Source organism: Psychrobacter sp. M4, assembly GCF_055699795.1.
Genome location: NZ_CM146740.1, coordinates 809,064 through 827,008 on the forward strand (window position 1 = coordinate 809,064; position 17,945 = coordinate 827,008).

A 17,945-nucleotide genomic window follows, 5' to 3' on the forward strand; every position below is an offset into this window, starting at 1 on the left:
AAATAAGCACTGAAACTATATGTTCTAAAACGCTAAGATCCAAAACTACAAGCACTCAATTAAGAGAATAACTATGGCTTTTCAATTAGGTGACGACGATACCCAAAGCATGAATGAGATGAACCTCATCCCGCTCATCGATGTCATGCTGGTACTTATGATCATATTCTTGTTGACAGCGACGGTACTTAATCCAACCGTACCGCTCAATCTGCCCAAGACCAGTGCTGAGATCAATGAGCTGCCAGTCGATCCCATTCAAATCAGTATTGATAAAGACGCAGGATTGTTTTGGGATGATGAGTCTATTAGTATGGAAGAATTAGAGACACGCTTGCAAAGGCAGGGCGCTGCTGGCAATGAACCTTCTATCCAACTGCGCGCGGACAAAGACAGTCGCTATGATAATGTTGCGCAAGTATTGGCAGCTGCCAGCACTGCAGGACTGACTAAGATTGCTTTTGTAAATGAATGATGTTTATTACCCCTAATTCTTAAACATTGCCTAACTATCAAACCATTAAAAAAACAAGCTTGCCACATAAACCAGCAAACTTATCAGTAAAAAGACAGCCACTACAATAAGAAGAACAATTAAAATAATAATCTTTTCTCCAGCCTCGCTTTTAGTTAATGGTTAACTGAGCGAGGTTTTATTTATTAAAGTGTTCTATTTTGCCAGTATCACGCTCTACCAGCCATAACCAAAAGGTCTATAAAAGGGACTATAGCCAAACGGCCCATAGCCAAAGGGATAAGGCGAGCGCAGATAGTTCAGATCACGCTGGCGGATATAGTAATAGCGGCCTTGCGCGTAAGCTTCCTCCAGCTTTTCTATACCCTCAAGTGGACAAACAGGCTGCCAATCATAACCTTCGCGTCCAAGTTTATAAGCGTTCAGCTCCGTACAATAGCCTTTGAGACCTTGCTGTCGACCCTGCTCCCAAAGCACGCGATTGGGTGTCGCACCACTTACGCTTGCGCACTGATTAGCATAATAACCAAAATAGTCGCCTGAACGACCGTTTAGCCCATCAACGTAGCCGAGTTGTTGCCAATTGCTGGTTTGACACTGCTGCGGGGTAAGATTGGGTTTGGTTGTAGCACAGCCGGATAGCGTTAATAGGGCTACGCCTAACACCGATACCACCATGCTGAGTTTATTAATGCTAGATTTATTAATAAAGGTACTGTTTGCATGGGCAGTTGATCTTAGTTTAAAAAAGTAACTCATAATAAACCTGCGCGCCTCTAAATTTATAGTTTATCATAGCACTTTTTATAACAGTGATTTTGCTATCTTATTGTCATTATATTGATGCTCCTTTATTAATAATTTTTATCTAAGCTGCTGATATAGCAGTCTTTATGTGAAGTCAAATTATAAAGCGCTTAAGCTCACGCTTGATTTTTAATTATAAGGTTGCGATATTAATCTACACGCTACCTCTTGAAACCAACTTAGAGTAAGACAATATAATAGTACAGTCAGTAGCAAGGTTATTAGATTACCGGATATCCATCGGTATTCCCTATTTTCGTTTTATTGAAGATTCATCTAGAAGGTCAGATTATCATGGGATTTTGGATTACCATTATTATCATACTGTTTGTACTTGGGAGTATGATGGCGCTAAAACCTAACGGTATCGACCAGCGTTTGGACAAGCTGCGTATGAGCGCACGGCGCTTGCAGCTTAATCCGAAGCTTGTGGTTTGTCCGGATTGGATTAAAGGTAAGGACAACGAATATGGCCGCGGCATGATCGGCCAGTATTGTTTGATAATAGACAATGTTAAGCTACCGCAATCGCGTTATCAGGTTATAGACGGACAGTGGCGTCCCTATGCGAGTATTGATAATAATGAACAGCCTATTCACGCCAACTTTAGCTTAGATAAAACGCCGCTTGCATTGCCAACAGCGATTGAACCCTTTGTAAAAGGACTCGCCGTTAAAGCCAATAGCATTATCGTTTATTGGGAAGATATTAATTATGTGCGTCCGATCACCAATCCAAATTATAAAACTGGCGCTATTGAACCGGATTTGTTGGCGTTAAAACAAAACCTTGAACAGTGGGCGCTACAAATGCAGGCAAGTAGCCATGGCTTGTCTAAAAGCAGCATGGCTAGAACAGGTACTTGAGACTACCACTGCTTAATAATGACAAGTATTTATCACCAAGCGTCCAATGAAGTTTCTATTTATCTAAAAGCCAAATAAGGCTGCAAATTAGCTTTTTGAGTTAGCTTAGATATCAAATAATATTAAGCGCTAGACTTGTTTTATATTATTGCTCAATTATTTCTAGTTGACAGCTCAACTATTAGCAGTGTAACGTCTTTAAAGAATACTTTGCCTTATCGCTCCTTTATATCTTATAACTATTTTTATTAGAAGCTACTATTAGAATAAATTACGCAACTAACTATTTAGCTATTTATATTAGCTACTTTCAATCAGATTATTATGGTGTCGTCACATATGGCAAAAACCACAAGTAAAACCACAACCAAAAAAAGCTCAGCTTCTGCGTCCGATAACGCTAAGGGTAAGTCTTTAGTGATCGTCGAGTCGCCTGCTAAGGCAAAAACGATTAATAAATATCTGGGTAATGATTTTATCGTACGCTCCAGTATTGGCCATGTACGCGATCTACCTGTGGGCGCCAGTAAAAGCGCCAAAAAATCGACCAGTACCAAAAAAGATGACAGTCTAACCAAAGAAGAGAAAACTCAGCAAGCACTGGTACGACGCATGGGTGTTGATCCTGAGCATGGCTGGGCGGCAGTCTATGAAGTACTGCCTAACAAAACCAAGGTCATCAAAGAGCTTAAATCTTTGGCTAAAGACGCGGATAAAATCTATCTGGCAACGGATATGGACCGTGAAGGGGAGGCGATCGCTTGGCATCTAAAAGAGGTCATTGGCGGTCCTGATAGCAAGTATCAGCGCGTGGTTTTCAACGAGATTACTAAGTCCGCTATTCAAAACGCCTTTAAACAACCCTCCAAGCTTGATATTGATCGCGTTAACGCGCAGCAAGCTCGGCGCTTTTTAGATAGAGTTGTCGGTTTTATGGTATCGCCGCTGCTGTGGCAAAAGGTCGCACGCGGTTTGTCAGCAGGACGCGTACAGTCGGTTGCCATGCGCTTAGTTGTTGAGCGTGAGCACGAGATTCGCGCCTTCATTCCAGAGGAATACTGGCAAATTCATGCCGATACGCATATAGAGGATAAGAAAAAAGGCGCAGATCAGATTGGTATTCGCCTAGAGGCGACCAAGCAAGCAGGTAAAACGCTTAAACTGGTCAATAAAGAGCAAACGGATAAAGTTTTAGCCATCCTAAAACCTGCTGATTTTATCGTTAAAGAGCGTGAAGAAAAACCCACACAGTCGCGTCCTAGTGCTCCCTTTATTACCTCGACTTTGCAGCAAGCGGCGAGTACGCGTTTAGGTTTTTCGGTTAAAAAAACCATGATTCTAGCGCAGCGCCTCTATGAAGCGGGGCATATTACTTATATGCGTACCGACTCGACATTCTTGTCGGGGGACGCGCTAAATGCGGCGCGCGGATTTATTGAAGACAGTTATGGCGATAAATATGTACCCGAAAAGCCAAACTTCTACGGCAATAAACAAAACGCGCAAGAGGCGCACGAGGCCATTCGTCCCTCAAATGTCAATATGAAATCGACTCAATTGAAAGGCGTTGAGCGTGATGCTATTCGTCTTTATGAGTTGATTTGGCGTCAGTTTGTCGCCTGTCAGATGATGCCTGCTAAATATTTATCAGTAAATTTGTTTGTGGAAGCTGGCAACGTTGAGCTTAAAGCGCGCGGACGCACTATGACCTTTGACGGGTTTACCAAAGTGATGCCGCCCGCTAAAACCGACGATACTTTGCTACCGGATGTCAAAAAGGGCGATAAGCTCATACTAGATAAGCTCGATCCAAGCCAACATTTTACCAAGCCGCCGCCGCGCTACACCGAGGCCAGTCTCGTCAAAGAGCTTGAGAAAAAAGGCATCGGCCGTCCCTCGACTTATGCTTCTATCATTTCAACCATTCAAGATCGCGGCTATGTCAAGCTTGAGAATAAGCGCTTGTTTGCCGAAAAAATGGGCGATATCGTCACTGACAGATTGACAGACAGCTTCCCAGATTTGATGGATTATACCTTTACTGCTGCACTTGAAGATAAGCTTGATCATGTGGCGGCAGGTGATCAAAACTGGAAAGATGTGCTTGATAATTTCTATGGTGATTTCAAAACCAAGCTTGAGCATGCCAAAGATAAAGATGGTATGCGTCCTAACGATCCCACCGATGTGCCCGACATACATTGCGATATTTGCGCTCGTCCGATGCAGCTGCGCACAGGCTCGACAGGGGTGTTCTTAGGTTGTACCGGTTATAACTTACCACCGAAAGAGCGCTGCAAGGGCACCAAAAACTTAATGCCCGTTGAAGCTTTTGCCAATCTTGATGATGCAGAGGGTGACGACGTCGCTGAAGTCAAAGATTTAATGGAGAAAAAGCGCTGTCCAAAATGCGGTACGGCTATGAACGGTTACATCGTTGATGGCGGTCTTAAACTACATGTTTGTGGTAATAATCCAGATTGTGACGGCTACATCTTAGAAGAAGGTAAGTTTGAAGTCCCCGGCTCCGATACCCCTACCATTGACTGCGATAAATGTGATGGACAGATGGAGCTTAAAACCGGACGTTTTGGTCCTTACTTTGCTTGTCAAAATTGTGATAATACGCGTAAAGTGCTCAAAACTGGTGAGCCTGCGCCGCCGCGTATGGACCCCATCGACATGCCGGATCTAAAATCCACTAAGCATGATGATCACTTTATCCTGCGGGAAGGAGCGGCTGGTATGTTCTTAGCAGCCTCTAAGTTTCCAAAGGTTCGCGAGACTCGGGCACCGAAACTGGCAGAACTGCGTCCTATTAAGGATAAAATGGAAGATAAATTCCAGTATCTATTTGAAGGTCCAGATGAAGATCCTGATGGTAACCCAACTATTCTGCGCTGGTCACGTAAGAAAAAAGAGCAGTACATTGGCTCTGAGAAAAACGGTAAAGCCACGCGTTGGGGCGTGTACTGGCGTAAAGGCGAATGGGTAGAGGAGTAGTCTGCAACAAGCTTTTTGCAGCTACTTTTTAGCCTGTATCTAAGAATATAGACCAAAGAAAAACCTCTTAGATTATCTAAGAGGTTTTTTTGTTTCTAGTAAAACTATAAGTCTAATAAAGCTTTTGCTTAATAGTTATTAATTTATACCGTATTAGGTTCTCTCAATGATACCACAAGCTACGCGGTCGCCTGAGTCGCCTGATGGTTGACTGGTATAGTCATCAGCACCAGAGTGAACGATAAAGGCGCGGCGATGCACGCTATATTTACCGGCGACATCAGCAGAGATTTGCTTATTAACATAATTAATAGTGGCAACACCATTCTCGTTAGCTGTCAAGTTTGGTAGATCGCCTGCATGACCATTCATGTCATCTGGGTTAGAGTGCGGATTGTTGTCTGGATTAAAGTGACCACCTGCCGCTTTACCCATATCAGCACAACTGCCCGTTTCATGGATATGGAGCGCCACTGTTTTACCTGGCTGCATGTTCATAAGCTTACCATAGACTTGGACGCCGCCATCGACAGGACGTAGATACACTTGTCCGACTTCACGATTGGTTCCGTCAGTAGTCTTAAGCGCTGACTTCAATACTGGCTGATCAAACGGGTTACCTGTCTGTAGCTGGCCCTCGGTCGTTTGGCAACCTGTTACTGCCAAAGCTGAACCACATAATAAAGCACTTGCAAGTAATATCTTTTTCATTGTTATCTCCATTTTCGTTTCGCTGTTGTTATTAAACATTTTTAAGGCTCTGAGTCATAGCTATCACAAAATTTTCAACTAGATCTGTAATAACCTTGGTCAAACTTGCAGCTAGTATAGCTAAGGATCTGACATATATATTCACCAAATGCGCAACAATCGGTTAATAAATGTAAATAACGTATGGGTTTGAAAAGTGGAAGCTGAGTTTTAACGATTTACCTTTTTTCCATTCTTCCAAACTAAAGTTTCACCAGTCTCCATGGTTTGCAATAAGTTATAGCGCGGGAAATCAGCTGGTGTTTCTGATGTTAGCTGTGAAGGTTGCAAACTTAAGGTTAGTTTGCTGCTGCTATCGCCCATTAAATTAAATAAAGCGCTCTCAATGCGATTGCTCGTTTCACTACAGCCCATATCAGTACTGACAATGCTACCAACCTTTAAAGTATGATCTTTTAGTAAAAGATAGGGCGCACCAGAACCGTTACAGTCTGAGCTAAAAGAAGCATACTGACTGTTATCAGGATAACTTCCAAAATTCACTGATATAGGGTAGTCAGGATGGTAAAAATTGCCTACAGATGCTCTAATTAATCGACCATTGTCGTCATAAGTATTGCTGACAGCGCTCACAAGTTGCCAATGATACTGCTCTAAAAGCTCATTAGTGATAGGCAGTGAAGGCAACGCTTTTTTTATAGCCGTCTCGTCAGTAGTATTAGATTGTTCTTTAGTAGATATTATACTGACAGTAGTGGACTGCTGAGAATTTGCAGTAGAAGTGGACTGACAACCTAGCAAGACGATTGAAGACAGTAGACTGATTATTAAAAATGGACTTACTAAACGATTTAAACTCATAACTATTTACTAAACAAACATTTGTTTAAAATATAGCATAGCTATTTAATTAATGCGATCTATAAAATGAGTCGCACGTAAATATAACGCATAAAAAAAACCGCTCACTATAGTGAACGGCTCTCATTAAATCTTAATCCGACTAGTTAAAGCTTTAGATAACTCTCAGATTAGTTGTGTAACGCTTTACCTGAGGTTTTATCGACTGTAACTTTTGCAGGTTTAAGCGGCGTTGGTATAGAGACCAAGGCTTCTTTTAATACCTCATCAATTGTCGCTACGGGCTGAATAGTCAGGCCAGATTTTACGTTATCAGGGATATCTGCTAGATCGCGCTCATTAGCAGCGGGGATCAACACATGCTTGATACCACCGCGATGTGCCGCTAGCAATTTCTCTTTAAGGCCGCCGATACGTAGGATTTTACCACGTAGGGTAATCTCGCCAGTCATCGCAATGTCTGGACGAATCGCAATACCCGTCATCGCTGATACTAGTGCAGTAGTTAACGCACCACCCGCTGAAGGACCGTCTTTTGGCGTAGCGCCCTCTGGCATATGCACGTGAATATCAGTAGTTTTGACCGTTTCGTAGTCGATACCTAAGCTATCACCGCGTGCACGAACTACACTCATCGCTGCTCGAATAGACTCTTTCATAACATCACCGAGCGAACCGGTAAAGTTAAGCTCACCTTTACCTTTCACAGCTATCGCCTCGATAGTTAGGAGCTCACCGCCAACTTGTGTCCAAGCAAGGCCTGTAACGCGGCCAACCTCAGGCTCTTCTTCTGCAAGACCATAGTCGTACTGATGTACGCCCAAGTAATCATCGATATTGCTATCATCAATCACTACCAATTCACGCTCATCTTTCTTCGGAGCACGCGAGCCATGCGACTCAACCGAGCCGCGAACGACTTTACGGCAGATTTTATTGACTTCACGCTCAAGGTTACGCACGCCCGCTTCACGAGTATAGTTACGGACGATGCTATGCAGCGCCGCCTCTACAATTTCAATCTCGCCTTCTTTGAGACCATTTTGCTTAATAGCTTTTGGCACTAGATATTTCTGGGCGATATTGACCTTTTCTTCTTCGGTATAACCTGGCAGACGAATAACTTCCATCCGGTCAAGGAGCGCAGGCGGAATATCCATGCTGTTGGCAGTACAGATAAACATCACTTGTGATAAGTCCAAGTCCATATCTAAATAATGGTCGTTAAAAGTATCGTTCTGTGACGGATCTAACACCTCAAGCAAAGCTGACGCCGGATCGCCGCGGAAGTCTTGCGCCATCTTATCGACTTCGTCTAATAAGAATAGCGGGTTTTTGACCTCAACTTTGGCAAGCGACTGCACAATTTTGCCCGGCATCGCACCGATATAAGTACGGCGATGACCACGAATCTCAGCTTCATCACGCACGCCGCCTAAAGCCATACGCACATATTTACGGCCCGTTGCACGCGCTATAGATTCACCAAGTGAGGTTTTACCGACACCCGGAGGCCCTACGAGACATAGAATCGGACCACGAAGTTTTTTCACTCGCGACTGTACCGCTAAATATTCTAAGATGCGATCTTTGACGTCTTTTAGACCGTAATGATCTTCATCCAGTACCGTTTGCGCTTTTTCTAAATTGATAGACACTTTAGTCGTAGCGTTCCATGGCGTGTCCAGTATCCACTCAATATAGTTACGGACGACTGAGGACTCAGATGACGCTGGTGGCATCATTTTAAGCTTTTTAAACTCTTGTTCCGCTTTTTTGCGCACATCTTCTGGCAAATCAGCTTCTTCTAGACGCTTTTCAAGCTCGCCCACATCGTCTTCACCATCAAACGCGCCCTCATTCATGTCAGACAGCTCATTTTTAATGGCTTTTAACTTCTCATTTAAGAAGTATTCGCGCTGATTATCTTCCATCTGCTGACGCACTGCATCTTGGATATCTTGTTCGATATTCTGCTCAGCGCTTTGCTTAACCAAATACTCAGTCAAGGTGTTGATATGGTTTTTAAGATCATCGTCTTCTAAAAACGATTGCTTAATATCCAAATCCATCGAGACGCGAGTCGAGATGAAATAGACTAATTCAAGCAGATCATCAATACGCTTGGCCACACGTGTCAGCTCACGAGCATTGCGCAGACGCGCATCAGCGTAAGTTTCAAACAAGCTGGTTAAAGCTTTGATAGTATTTTTTTGCTGGCTTTTATCCATTTGCACATCGAGATCGGCACGCTCAAAGCTTGCCATCAAGACCTCGCCGTGCTCTTCTATCGTATCAACACGCGCGCGATATTGACCTTCGATTAGCACCTTGATGCAATCTTCGTCGCTGTCGTGCGGCATGGTGCTTACGATGCGGCATACCGTACCATATTGATATAAATTATCATGATCAATATCTTCGGTTAGCGAGTCTTTTTGTGCAACCACTAATACTTTATCGCCATATTCAGCTTGAGCCAGCTCCACCGCTTTTACCGAGGGCGCACGGCCAACAAACAGGGCAATCTGCATGTGTGGATAGACGACGACATCACGTAGTGCTAGCAATGGCAAATAGTTACTGGATGCATCAGTTACGCTCGCATCATCAGTCTCAGTTGCTGCTGACACATCAATATCAATGTTGTCTTTATCAATATTATAATCACTCATATATTTTTCCTCGTTCACCAGACTTGTAAAGTCAAGTTAGTGTTTCATGTTAAATAAATGGTGACCGTAGCAAAAATTGCAAGGCTTATGATTTACCTATATAGAAAATAGTATGGATTTACTAATAAAGAGCAAACAAATAGTATGCAAATCTTTTAATTTTCAAGTGTTTACTACTTATTGATCGCTATCTCTTAAGTTCTACGCGTAGGTTTTATAACCAAAATCAGGTAAACTGACGCGCGTCTTAATACGCTCTCAATTAAAAGACGGTTGTTAAAAATCTGATAAGTTAATAAACCAATAAAGCCAAGCTAGAGAATAGAAGATAAGGGGCAAAAGTATGACCATCAACGCGGTGCTATTGGCAGTCATCATCATGCTAGGTCTATCACTAGCACGCGTCCACGTAGTACTTAGTTTGCTAATTGGAGCGCTGGCGGGCGGACTGATCGCAGGATTAGGCATCACCGCTACGCTTGAAGCCTTTCAAGAAGGCATTCGTAACGGCGCTCAAATCGCCTTGTCATATGCGTTATTGGGTGCATTTGCCGTTGCTATTGCCCATTCAGGGTTACCGCAGTCACTAGCGGGGGCAGTGATTAGACGTATTGATGCAAGCGGCGCAGGTATAGGGGCAGGCGCTATGATTAAATATATGCTGTTTGCAGGCTTGGTGATGATGAGCTGCTTTAGTCAAAACTTGATCCCTATTCATATCGCCTTTATTCCGCTACTGGTGCCGCCATTATTGCTCGCTTTTAACCGTATGCACATTGATAGACGGTTAATTGCTTGTTTGCTGACTTTTGGTTTGGTCACTACTTATATGTTTATCCCCTATGGGTTTGGCGATATCTATCTGAATCAAATCATGCTGAAAAACGTCGGCGAGGCGGGTATTGATATTAGCGATATCTCAGTGACCAAAGCCATGGCTATTCCAGCGCTCGGTATGTTTATCGGGTTGCTGACTGCCGTATTTATCAGCTATCGTAAGCCGCGCCAGTATCAACAACTAGCGATAGACAAAGAAGCGCGCGACGCGGTTATCGATGATAAAGCAGTAGATGATCTGAGCAAAACCGCGTCTAACGCCGAGGCGCAAAGCAAGACTAAAACTTTGGTGGCGCTTGCAGCTATCGTTACCGCTTTTGTGGTACAGCTCTATACCGACTCACTACTGCTCGGTTCCATGTTTGGTTTTGGGGTGTTTATGGCAACGGGCGTGGTGAAGTGGCGCGATGCTGATACGGTCTTTAATGATGGTATTAAGCTGATGGCGATGATTGGCTTTATTATGATTACCGCGCAGGGTTTTGCCGAGGTCATGAAAACGACAGGAGAGATCGCCCCGCTTATCGATGGCGCGACTAATTTATTTGCGGGCAATAAAGCCATTGCTGCATTCGTCATGCTCGGAATTGGCTTAGTCGTCACCATGGGTATTGGCTCGTCATTCTCGACCATTCCGATTATAGCCGCGATTTATGTGCCGCTGTGTATCTCGTTAGGGTTCTCGCCATTGGCAACAGTCGCAATTATCGGCACAGCGGGAGCGCTGGGTGATGCAGGCTCGCCAGCTTCGGATTCGACTTTGGGACCAACCTCTGGTCTTAACGTCGATGGGCAGCACGATCATATTAAAGATAGCGTGGTGCCGACCTTTTTGCACTATAATATTCCATTATTGGCGTTTGGCTGGATTGCGGCGATGGTGTTGTAGGCTATAAGCTCAAAACTTTTCGGCGTAGGCTGGGTTTTTAACCCAGCTTTTTCATCTTTACTATTTATAAAGCGCATTTAAATGTCCGAAAAAAAAGCTACCATATAGGTAGCTTTTCTATTTTTAAACGACTATTCGTTTATATGAATACTCTTTTATACCAATGCTTTTTGTACCGCTTTTGCCAAAAACCCTGAGCGAGTCTCATGATGTTCTTCAGCATAACGGTCTACACGCTTTAGCAAGTATTCTGGCCAACTGACGTTAAAGCGTACCTGTTTAGTTGAGAACTTAGTATCATCAATACTGACGATAGCCCAAACCAAAATATCTTTGAAATCTGGATTGGTTTTCAATGTCTCTATTTCACTAGTGTAAAAGTCAAAACTCATACCTTTATCTAACATATATTCGATATGATCGTAAATTAACGATTCAGCTTCTTGAATAGTATCATCGATGGTATCTCCTAAAGGGAAGCAGCCATCGATATCGGGTACGATAGCGGCATAGTTTTCCATACTTTCGTCTTTGAATATAGCGATGGGATAATTTAGCATATAACCCCCTTTTTAATTGTGTAGGGTGCTTTCTAAGCACCAATTAGATATAGCTATGCAAGTTGCGTAGAGTGCGCCCAGTGCACCAAGAACGAGGTTAAGATAACTATCAGTACGGCTTGGCGCAGTACAAATTGTTCTATCTAAAGTTCTAAACCGGAAATGCGTCTTGCTTGAGCCAATTGATGTCGAGACACATCTTTTTCGGGATGGCTAATGGAGATAATACTATCTATACCTTCTTTTCTTAGAATATGATGACTGCCTTTAATTCTATCAACCACCCAACCATCATCTTGCAGTAACTTAATCAGCTTACTACTCTTCATGATTACCTCGAACTTTTGCTAATTAAGTATGTGTATTATTACACACAATATGAATTGTATCAATAACACCGTGTGTGAAGGTGTGAATGATTGTTACATAAAGAACTACTCATCAAAATCCTCAATCTCACCACTTAAACCATCCAAAAACTCATCGCTTTGCGCCAATAACTCATTTAAACGCGTCTCGTTAATCACTCTTGATAGCTCATCAGAACTAAAGGATTGTTCTTGACTGTAGTAGGGCATCTCCCTAGCGTCATCATTTCCTAATGTCTGTAAATACGTATCAACCGTATCAGCGCTAGATACTTCTTCCTCAGCGCTGTCGTTAGTCTTTTTACTGTTGTTTGGTTTAAACCAACTTATCCCGCTTGGGGTAATCAGTCCATCTAAAGGTACATCCCAAGGTTGACGCTCAAGCTGTTCAACTTCTTGAAAGTCATAACACCAGCCTATTTTTAACGGCTTCTTTGCACCAGATTTATAGTTTTTACCAAGGGTAGTATCATAAAATCCGCCGCCCATGCCCATCCGATTGCCCTGTTTATCAACCGCTACTAGCGGACAGATAATGACGTCTAATTCCCTTGCCCAAAGTAATTTGCGACTATGATTTTGCGGCATACCCAAACGATGGATACGCGTCGGTACATTAGTGAGTTTAGAGTGATAAATGGGCACAAAGCGCAGTCGTTTGTCGTTGCTTCCTAGCGAACCAACCACAGGCAGATACGCCCGATATTGTAGGCGCTGACACCAGTCTAGTATCGGCTGAGTCGGCAGCTCGCCAAAGCCGTCGTAATATAAGGCGATACGCGCGTGTGGTGGCAAGCACTGCTGTAATTTAATCAGGTGCAAACTTGCCATTTGCGCGAATTGTCTACGTTCCCCAGCGGTTAGCTGACGACGCTGGCGTGTAAACTGGCGTCTAGGTGGATTGGTTGGGATTGATACTGGTGCTTGATTATTAGACATTTTTAACCCTAAAGACTAATAAGAAAAGTTGTTGAGAAGTCAGTGCAAGAGCGCGTCTGATGATTGTATCTTTGCCATATGTGAATATTCAACACGTCTTAGTCATGCTATCATAATGTCGCTTTACATCCTATTCTCCCTTATGTGCAGCAAATGTTGCACTTTTCATGGATAAATAAACAAAGAGGATCGTTATGTCGACACAGAATCAGGCAACTCGTACTGAAAAAGACACCATGGGCAACGTAGAAGTGCCAGCTGACGCTTATTGGGGCGCGCAAACTCAGCGTAGCCGTGAAAACTTCAAGATTGGCGGTGAGACGTTGCCGCGTCCGATGATAGAAGCGATGGCACTGGTAAAAAAAGCCGCTGCTATCACTAATGCTAGTCTTGACCGTATTGACGAAGATAAGCGTGACTTGATTGTTCAAGCGGCAGATGAAGTCATCAACGGTGGTCTTACTGATCAGTTTCCGCTTGTGGTGTGGCAGACCGGCTCTGGTACGCAGTCAAACATGAACATGAACGAAGTGCTTGCCAACCGTGCCAATGAGATCGCAGGTAGCGAGCGCGGTAGCTATTCGCCCATTCACCCCAACGATCATGTCAATCACGCCCAGTCTACCAACGACAGCTTCCCAACCGCTATTCGAGTGGCTGCAGCTCGTCAAATCAACAGCCTACTTATCCCAGCGGTAAAAGCGTTACGTGATACGCTAGATAAAAAAGCCAAAGAGTTCGATAGTATCGTTAAAATCGGTCGTACCCATTTGCAAGACGCTACGCCATTAACGCTAGGACAAGAATTTAGCGGTTATGTCAGTCAACTTGATCACTCATTGACTCGTATCGATAACGCCCTACAAGGTCTATATGAGTTGCCATTAGGTGGTACTGCGGTCGGTACAGGTCTCAACGCTCATCCTGATTACGCGGTAAAAGCAGCTGAGCAGTTATCAAAACTGACCGATCTACCTTTTGTGACCTCACCAAATAAATTTGAAGCCCTAGCGGCGCGTGATGCTGAAGTTTTTGCCTCTGGCGCACTAAAAACGCTAGCAGGTAGCTTAAATAAAATCGCTAACGACGTACGCTGGCTTGCTTCAGGACCTCGTTGCGGATTAGGCGAATTAACCATTCCAGAGAATGAGCCAGGCTCATCAATTATGCCGGGTAAAGTCAACCCAACCCAGTCAGAAGCCATGACCATGGTAGTGGCACAGGTGATGGGTAACGACACTACGATCAGTATGGCGGGCGCGTCTGGTAATTTTGAGCTCAACGTTTATAAGCCAGTGATTGCGTTTAATTTATTGCAATCTATCCAATTACTAGGTGATGCGTGCAATAGCTTTAATGACAACTGTGCCGTTGGTATTGAACCCGTTAAAGAGAAAATCAATGATTTCTTGCATAACTCATTGATGCTCGTCACGGCGCTGAACCGTCATGTTGGTTATGAGAATGCCGCGAAGATTGCCAAGACCGCTTATAAAGAAAACAAAACGCTTAAACAAGTTGCGGTTGAGCTAGATCTGATGACCGAAGCGCAGTTTGATGAGTGGGTCACTCCTGAAGATATGGTGCATCCTTCTTAATGTGATTTGATCGGTAGGGTGGGTTAGCGAAAGCGTAACCCGCCGATTCCATTTGAACGAAAAAGATCTTGCCATGTATTGTGGCAAGGTTTTTTTTGGTTATAAATTTTTGGAGCTAATCCTGCTTTGCGCTTGTATCTGCTAATTTGCTGAGGCGGTAACTACGGTTTGTAGTGTCTCTTGCTCTGCGTAGCCACTTCAAAACCTAGCTTCCGCAGCTCACCCAAACTAGCAGGATACCGCTGCAATCAGGGCTAAACCGCGCCTCAAGGCAATTATTGAATTACAAATAAATCTGAGCTTGGATTTGTATTTTAATGGTGCGCTGGGTGCATCCTGCATCTTAAATTGATTTCGTTCAATTTAGGATTAATCATGCTAAGAATTGATTCCAAAATAATACTTTTCTTTTAAAGCTAAAGTATCTTTCATAAACCACTCAATCATTTCCCATCGATCTAAATTACTAGTTTCATTTCCCATGCTTTTACGAATTTCTAATAATAAATCTCCCATAAGAGCAATCCATTCACAAACCTTCTCCTCTGTAGGTCTAAGATCCTTTTCTGCATGGTAGAAATATTGCATAAGTTTGTTGTAAGAGCGGACTACAGAATCATTTGCTACTAAAGATAATCTGAAACCTGTCTCTCTGTATTCAACAGAAAGCATTTTTGCCATGGCAAGATCATTTTTGTTTTTTGTTTTATACTTTGGATCTTGAGCAAATGCTTGTTCGCTAGTAAATAGTAGGAAGAAAGGCTCAAGAATAGCGTTATATGTTTTTAAACGATCATCTCTCAGTTTATCTTCTAATTCACGAATTCTAGCGCTTTGTGTTTGCTCTTTTGATTCTATGGATTGGAATTTATTTTGAATAAGCCAACCAATACCACCTAAGCCCAATAGCAAGAATGGAGTAACTAAAGTAGCGAAAGCACTGAAAACATCTAGCAAATCTTTTTCTACTGGTGCTGTCATAATTTCCTCGATCTTACTTTTAGATTAATATCTCGCTAGAAGAAAACTAATTAGTTAAGCTGCAAAATTGTCACAACTTGCGAGTAGAAAATATAGCAGCGACTAACGATGTTTTATCCATAACCTACTCTTAGCTTTTTTGGTAAGTTTGAATTCACAACCTTACTATAGTATGTCTGTTTAAAACAACTAATATTCACTGTTAAACTACTTCAAAAATTATAGCGAATGATTAGCTATTAGGATAGATTAGCGACAGCGTAACCTATAAACCTGACAAATAAATCGGTGGGTTACGTCTAGCCTTCACTCTCTGCGAGAGCTTGACAAAACTAACCCACCCTACGGTGTAAGCAAGAGCAGAGTTTATTATTTCATCCACTATATATTATCGGTGCGCAAGGCGACACCCTACGTCACTTTTCAGGTTTATAAATTCTAACTTTAAAGACAGAAACCTATGACCAATAATGGCATGCGCCCCATTCATCCGGGCGAAGTATTACGAGAGGATTTTTTGGAGCCGCTTGATATGAGTGCGAATAGCCTAGCAAATAAGCTTGGCGTCACCCCTGCGCGTATTAACGAGATTATACGTGAGAAGCGTGGCGTTACTGCGGATACTGCGTTGCGCTTAGCTAAGTATTTTGGCGGTAGCGCCCAGTTTTGGTTAAACTTACAATCCACTTATGAGCTGCGATTAGCCGAGACAGACAACCTTGATTTTTTAGATGACATTAAGCCTATCGATTATGCTTAGATCATAACAATGATCCAAATAAAAAGGGCACATGATTAACTCATATGCCCCTTTTAGTCTAACTAGCTTTCTTATTGAAGCTTCTTTAGTTTTTATTTAATCTCAAGCTTTTTGCGCTCTGAGCTGGTCTCTTTTGGTAGTGCCAGTTTAAGAATGCCATTCTCATATGATGCTTCTGCCGCATCGACCTTTACCTTAGATGGCAACTGGAAACTACGTGATACTGAACCAAAGTAACGCTCACTACGAAGTACTTTATTACCGTCTTTTTGCTCATCTTTTTGGGCAATCTCAGCACTAATAGAGACGATATCTCCGGTAATGGACAGGTCAATATCTTCTTTAGCCACGCCGGGTATTTCAGCGTTGACGTGGAACGCATCGTCTTTTTCACTGACATCAATCTTGATCTGGCTAGCGTTAGGAAGAGCATCCCCGTGAAGTGGACGCATCAAAAAACTAGGTGCCATCTCATCAAAGAAGTTGTCAAAGATTGAATTACGTGTAACTAGTTTACTCATAACAGTCTCCTTATCATTGATTGTTTATTGTGTATCTTACCTATCACATATATAAAGATGCGCTATAGAATTTCAAGAATTTTATTCCACATTACATGTAATGATATGTTATTGAATGACATTGTTTTTAGCTGTTTTCTTAGAATATATATTAATCGCGTTACCAGCGACGATCAGCAGTATACCAACTAGCAAAGCCACACTAAAAGGCTCTGAATATAACAGCACGCCAACGATAGAGATAAGCGGTAATCTAAATAGATCCATAGTCACTACGAATGTCACCTCCGCGTATTGCATGGCTTTGGTCATACAATAATGCGCCGATAGCGCGGTCACGCCTATGATTATGAGCCACAGCCACTGAATCCCTACCGGCGTTGTCCAGCCTTGTGTAAATAAAAGCAGCCCTAAAGGCGCTTGAATCAAACACATCATAAAAATGATAGTTATTGGGCTATCGGTATTAGATAGCGATTTTGTAGAGACATGGGCACAGGCATAACAAATAGCCGCGCCCAATACGATTAATGACCCATAGCTTGCGACCCCTAAGCGTGGCTGTACGATAACGATGATTCCTAGAATACCTAACAGGACAGCGATCACTTTTTTTACTGTGATAGGTTCTTTCAAAAACAGATAGGAGATGATTATCGTCCAAAAGGGTACGGTAAATTCAATAGCAAAAACAGTGGCTAAAGGTAGTAATCCTATGCCCAAAAACCAGCCATATTGACCTGCGAAATGAAATAAATTTCTTACTAAGTGTAGTTTAATACGCGTAGGAAATGAAAAATGCTCTTTTTTCAATAACAGTATAATGGGCGATAATACCAGCAGGCCGACTATACTTCTAAAGAATAAAATCTGAAACACACCGATTTGACTATTGAGCTCACGAGCACCAATAGCCATCAAACAAAACGAGGTAAGCGCTCCAATCATCCAGAGGGTAGCATGGATCATAATGGGGCTATCCTTTATATAAATATATAAAATCAAATTTGCAGTTTATATTATAGGCTAATGTTTCATGACAACGAATCAACACAATAAAAAAGCCAAGCAAAATGCTCAGCTTCTTTAATAT

16 protein-coding genes are annotated in these 17,945 nt (G+C 42.7%); 6 read left to right on the plus strand and 10 right to left on the minus strand.

Annotated elements, in window-relative coordinates:
- Nucleotides 1-73 precede the first annotated feature (73 nt).
- Nucleotides 74-475: an ExbD/TolR family protein gene (locus tag ACR63N_RS03485; protein WP_367105318.1), complete on the plus strand. Its 402-nt coding sequence runs from the start codon at nucleotides 74-76 to the stop codon at nucleotides 473-475.
- Nucleotides 476-691: 216 nt separating this feature from the next.
- Here ACR63N_RS03485 and ACR63N_RS03490 read toward each other — a convergent pair whose 3' ends face one another.
- Nucleotides 692-1,234: a DUF2799 domain-containing protein gene (locus ACR63N_RS03490; RefSeq protein WP_367106414.1), complete on the minus strand. Its 543-nt coding sequence runs from the start codon at nucleotides 1,232-1,234 to the stop codon at nucleotides 692-694.
- A 342-nt stretch (nucleotides 1,235-1,576) separates the two neighbouring features.
- Between ACR63N_RS03490 and ACR63N_RS03495 the strand changes: the two genes are divergently transcribed.
- On the plus strand, nucleotides 1,577-2,149 hold the full coding sequence (locus tag ACR63N_RS03495; RefSeq protein ID WP_367105320.1) for a hypothetical protein: 573 nt from the start codon (nucleotides 1,577-1,579) through the stop codon (nucleotides 2,147-2,149).
- Between the two features lie 339 nt (nucleotides 2,150-2,488).
- Nucleotides 2,489-5,152: a type I DNA topoisomerase gene (gene topA, locus ACR63N_RS03500; RefSeq protein WP_367105321.1), complete on the plus strand. Its 2,664-nt coding sequence runs from the start codon at nucleotides 2,489-2,491 to the stop codon at nucleotides 5,150-5,152.
- Between the two features lie 153 nt (nucleotides 5,153-5,305).
- Here the strand turns inward: topA and ACR63N_RS03505 are convergent, their stop codons facing one another.
- The 3 genes from ACR63N_RS03505 to lon form a co-directional block, all read right to left on the minus strand.
- Nucleotides 5,306-5,863, minus strand: coding sequence for a superoxide dismutase family protein (locus ACR63N_RS03505; protein ID WP_472782459.1), 558 nt, complete (start codon nucleotides 5,861-5,863; stop codon nucleotides 5,306-5,308).
- A gap of 210 nt (nucleotides 5,864-6,073) precedes the next feature.
- Nucleotides 6,074-6,724, minus strand: a complete 651-nt coding sequence (locus ACR63N_RS03510; RefSeq protein ID WP_472782460.1) for an META domain-containing protein — start codon at nucleotides 6,722-6,724, stop codon at nucleotides 6,074-6,076.
- A gap of 170 nt (nucleotides 6,725-6,894) precedes the next feature.
- On the minus strand, nucleotides 6,895-9,399 hold the full coding sequence (gene lon / locus ACR63N_RS03515; RefSeq protein ID WP_472782461.1) for an endopeptidase La: 2,505 nt from the start codon (nucleotides 9,397-9,399) through the stop codon (nucleotides 6,895-6,897).
- Nucleotides 9,400-9,742: 343 nt separating this feature from the next.
- On the opposite strand from lon, the gene ACR63N_RS03520 reads away from it, so the two are divergent.
- Entirely contained in the window at nucleotides 9,743-11,125 is a 1,383-nt protein-coding gene (locus ACR63N_RS03520; protein WP_472782462.1) for a Na+/H+ antiporter family protein, read from the plus strand.
- Between the two features lie 155 nt (nucleotides 11,126-11,280).
- Here ACR63N_RS03520 and ACR63N_RS03525 read toward each other — a convergent pair whose 3' ends face one another.
- The 3 genes from ACR63N_RS03525 to ACR63N_RS03535 form a co-directional block, all read right to left on the minus strand.
- Nucleotides 11,281-11,685 (minus strand): type II toxin-antitoxin system HicB family antitoxin, encoded by a 405-nt coding sequence (locus tag ACR63N_RS03525; protein WP_472782463.1) that lies wholly within the window; start codon nucleotides 11,683-11,685, stop codon nucleotides 11,281-11,283.
- A 143-nt stretch (nucleotides 11,686-11,828) separates the two neighbouring features.
- Nucleotides 11,829-12,014, minus strand: coding sequence for a type II toxin-antitoxin system HicA family toxin (locus ACR63N_RS03530; protein WP_367105329.1), 186 nt, complete (start codon nucleotides 12,012-12,014; stop codon nucleotides 11,829-11,831).
- 105 nt (nucleotides 12,015-12,119) lie between these two features.
- Entirely contained in the window at nucleotides 12,120-12,992 is an 873-nt protein-coding gene (locus ACR63N_RS03535) for a 5-formyltetrahydrofolate cyclo-ligase (protein ID WP_472782464.1), read from the minus strand.
- Nucleotides 12,993-13,186: 194 nt separating this feature from the next.
- Between ACR63N_RS03535 and fumC the strand changes: the two genes are divergently transcribed.
- Nucleotides 13,187-14,590 carry a class II fumarate hydratase gene (gene fumC, locus ACR63N_RS03540; protein WP_472782465.1) on the plus strand — a complete coding sequence of 468 codons (1,404 nt, stop codon included), beginning with the start codon at nucleotides 13,187-13,189 and terminating at the stop codon, nucleotides 14,588-14,590.
- Between the two features lie 378 nt (nucleotides 14,591-14,968).
- Here the strand turns inward: fumC and ACR63N_RS03545 are convergent, their stop codons facing one another.
- Entirely contained in the window at nucleotides 14,969-15,571 is a 603-nt protein-coding gene (locus ACR63N_RS03545; RefSeq protein ID WP_472782466.1) for a hypothetical protein, read from the minus strand.
- 460 nt (nucleotides 15,572-16,031) lie between these two features.
- Between ACR63N_RS03545 and ACR63N_RS03550 the strand changes: the two genes are divergently transcribed.
- Entirely contained in the window at nucleotides 16,032-16,331 is a 300-nt protein-coding gene (locus ACR63N_RS03550) for a HigA family addiction module antitoxin (RefSeq protein WP_472782467.1), read from the plus strand.
- Between the two features lie 92 nt (nucleotides 16,332-16,423).
- Here ACR63N_RS03550 and ACR63N_RS03555 read toward each other — a convergent pair whose 3' ends face one another.
- Together ACR63N_RS03555 and ACR63N_RS03560 are read right to left on the minus strand one after the other, a co-directional pair.
- Nucleotides 16,424-16,852 (minus strand): Hsp20/alpha crystallin family protein, encoded by a 429-nt coding sequence (locus tag ACR63N_RS03555; RefSeq protein ID WP_472782468.1) that lies wholly within the window; start codon nucleotides 16,850-16,852, stop codon nucleotides 16,424-16,426.
- A 108-nt stretch (nucleotides 16,853-16,960) separates the two neighbouring features.
- Nucleotides 16,961-17,821: a DMT family transporter gene (locus ACR63N_RS03560; RefSeq protein WP_472782469.1), complete on the minus strand. Its 861-nt coding sequence runs from the start codon at nucleotides 17,819-17,821 to the stop codon at nucleotides 16,961-16,963.
- Between the last annotated feature and the right edge of the window lie 124 nt (nucleotides 17,822-17,945).